This window comes from Burkholderia sp. ZZQ-2, from assembly GCF_050768715.1.
GTDB classification, from domain to species: Bacteria; Pseudomonadota; Gammaproteobacteria; order Burkholderiales; family Burkholderiaceae; genus Burkholderia; species Burkholderia cepacia.
Window position 1 is genome coordinate 1 of the sequence record NZ_LDVA01000005.1, and the last position, 2,898, is coordinate 2,898.

General features: G+C 67.3%; 2 protein-coding genes and 1 pseudogene. 1 reads left to right on the plus strand and 2 read right to left on the minus strand.

Translation table 11 applies throughout. The annotated features are described in order from the left end of the window. A pseudogene (locus tag ABY44_RS00030) lies at positions 1-356 on the minus strand (hypothetical protein); the annotation flags it as partial. On the opposite strand from ABY44_RS00030, the gene ABY44_RS00035 reads away from it, so the two are divergent. Further along, positions 355-2,442, plus strand: coding sequence for a UvrD-helicase domain-containing protein (locus tag ABY44_RS00035; protein WP_027788668.1), 2,088 nt, complete (start codon positions 355-357; stop codon positions 2,440-2,442). The pseudogene ABY44_RS00030 and the gene ABY44_RS00035 overlap by 2 nt on opposite strands. Before the next feature lie 124 nt (positions 2,443-2,566). On the opposite strand, the gene ABY44_RS00040 is transcribed toward ABY44_RS00035, so the two are convergent. Continuing rightward, positions 2,567-2,898: c-type cytochrome (locus ABY44_RS00040; RefSeq protein ID WP_431640663.1), on the minus strand; the 332-nt coding region annotated here is incomplete at its 5' end.

Consider the following 2,898-nt stretch of genomic DNA (forward strand, 5'->3'; position numbering starts at 1 on the left):
CCCATGATGTCGATCCGGTGGCGGTTCAGGCGGTTCAGGCGGTTCAGGCGGTTCAGGCGATTCAGGTGGTTCAGGCGATTCAGGCGATTCAGGCGATTCAGGCGATTGGGCGCGGGGCGGCGCCGGGTGGAGATATTGTGGCCGATCGGTGCGCGAACGGGGCCGGATTGGCCGCACGGACAAGGGGCGGCGGCGGAATCCGCCCGCGCGGCCCCGTCCGGCGGCGCTCCCGAAAAGCGCGCCGCCGACGTGTTAACATGCGCGTCCTGCCCCGCGTGTCCGCCTGCTTCGCCGGCCCGCCGCGCACGGCATCCTCCCGGCGTTCCGCCGTCAACCGCAACACCATCCGCCATCATGTCCGCAGGCCTCAATCCCGCCCAGAACGAAGCGGTGCGCTACCTCGACGGTCCCTGTCTCGTGCTCGCCGGCGCGGGCAGCGGCAAGACCCGCGTGATCACGCAGAAGATCGCGCACCTGATCGAAGCGAAAGGCTTCGAGCCGCGCCACATCGCGGCCGTCACGTTCACGAACAAGGCGGCCGCCGAAATGCGCGAACGCGTGGGGAAGCTGCTCGAGGGCAAGACGCTCACCACGCCCGGCAAGGAAGGGCGCAAGGTGCCCGTCAACCAGCTCACCGTCTGCACGTTCCACTCGCTCGGCGTGCAGATCCTGCGCCAGGAGGCCGAGCACGTCGGCCTGAAGCCGCAGTTCTCGATCATGGATTCGGACGACTGCTTCGGGATGATCCAGGAGCAGCTCGGCACGACCGACAAGGGGCTGATCCGCAAGATCCAGAGCATCATCTCGCTGTGGAAGAACGGCCTGATCATGCCCGACGAGGCGATGGCGATCGCGGCCAACGAGGACGAGCACCAGGCCGCGCTGGTCTACCGCAACTACGTCGCGACGCTGCACGCGTACCAGGCGGTCGACTTCGACGACCTGATCCGCCTGCCGGCCGAGCTGTTCGCGAAGAACGAGCAGGTGCGCGACCGCTGGCAGAACAAGCTGCGCTACCTGCTGATCGACGAGTACCAGGACACCAACGCGTGCCAGTACGAACTGCTGAAGCTGCTCGCGGGCCCGCGTGCCGCGTTCACGGCGGTCGGCGACGACGACCAGGCGATCTACGGCTGGCGCGGTGCGACGCTCGAGAACCTCGCGCAGCTCGGCAAGGATTTTCCGAAGCTGCACCTGGTCAAGCTTGAGCAGAACTACCGGTCGACGGTGCGCATCCTCACCGCCGCGAACAACGTGATCGCGAACAACCCGAAACTGTTCGAGAAGAAGCTGTGGTCCGAGCACGGGATGGGCGATTCGATCACCGTCACGCCGTGCAACGACGAGGAGCATGAAGCCGAATCGGTCGTGTTCCGGCTGTCCGCGCACAAGTTCGAGCGGCGCGCGCAGTTCCGCGACTACGCGATCCTGTATCGCGGCAACTTCCAGGCGCGCATCTTCGAGCAGGTGCTGCGGCGCGAACGCATTCCGTACGTGCTGTCGGGCGGCCAGTCGTTCTTCGACAAGGCCGAGATCAAGGACCTGTGCGCGTACCTGCGGCTGATCGCGAACGCAGACGACGATCCCGCGTTCATCCGCGCGGTCACGACGCCGCGCCGCGGGATCGGCAACACGACGCTCGAGGCGCTCGGCTCGTTCGCGGGCCAGGCGAAGGTGTCGTTGTTCGAGGCCGTATACATGGGCGGCATCGAGGCGCGGCTGTCGGCGCGCCAGGTCGAGCCGCTGCGGATGTTCTGCGACTTCATCCAGCGCCTGACCGAGCGCGCGGACAAGGAGCCCGCGACCGTCGTGCTCGACGACATGATGGAGGCGATCCACTACGAGGCGTACCTGTACGACGCGTTCGACGAGCGCCAGGCGCAGTCGAAGTGGCAGAACGTGCTCGAATTCCTCGAATGGCTGAAGCGCAAGGGCACCAAGCCCGAGACGGAGGCTGTCGACGGCGAGGCCGAAGGCTTCCACAACGCCGACGGGCTCGCCGATACCGGCAAGAACCTGCTCGGCCTGATCCAGACCGTCGCGCTGATGTCGATGCTCGAGGGCAAGGACGAGGATCCGGACGCCGTGCGGCTGTCGACCGTCCATGCATCGAAGGGGCTCGAGTATCCGCACGTGTTCCTGGTCGGCGTCGAGGAAGGCATCATGCCGCACCGCGGCGGCAGCGAGGACGACGGCCCAATCGACAACGAGCGGATCGAGGAAGAGCGCCGGCTGATGTATGTCGCGATCACGCGTGCGCAGCGCAGCCTGCACCTGAACTGGTGCAAGAAGCGCAAGCGGGCGCGCGAGACGGTCGTGTGCGAGCCGTCGCGCTTCATTCCGGAGATGGGGCTCGACGATGCGCCGCCGCCTACCCCGGAAGAGGCGCCGATGTCGCCGAAGGACCGGCTCGCCAGCCTGAAGGCGTTGCTGCAGAAGTGAAGCGGCGGCGCCGTCGGGCGTGCGGTGTTGCGACTAACCGACGATCCGACAGTCAGCCGGTCAGGCAAAAAACAAACCCCCGCGGTGCGCGTGCGCCGCGGGGGTTTTTTCTGGCCGGCCGGTGTTACTTCGCCGAGTTGACCATGTAGTCGACGGCGGCCTTCACGTCGGCGTCGGACGCGTTCGACCCGCCCTTCGGCGGCATCGCGCCCTTGCCGTGCAGCGCGTAGTTGTAGACCGTGTCCATCGAGTCCTTCAGGCGCGGCGCCCAGTCTTCCTTGCTGCCGAACTTCGGCGCGCCGAGCACGCCTGCTCCGTGGCAGGCCACGCAGGTCGACGAGTACAGTGCCTTGCCGGCCGTTGCGGCATCGGCGCTGGCCGGGGCGGCCGCCGGTTGTTCGCCGGCCTTCGGGATCGCGGCGATCGCGGCCTGCGCGGCGGCGATCTGCGCGCTCG

Coding starts and splice junctions, on each gene's coding strand:
- ABY44_RS00035 (WP_027788668.1), top strand. CDS start 355: ATGTCCGCAGGCCTCAATCCCGCCCAGAACGAAGCGGTGCGCTACCTC.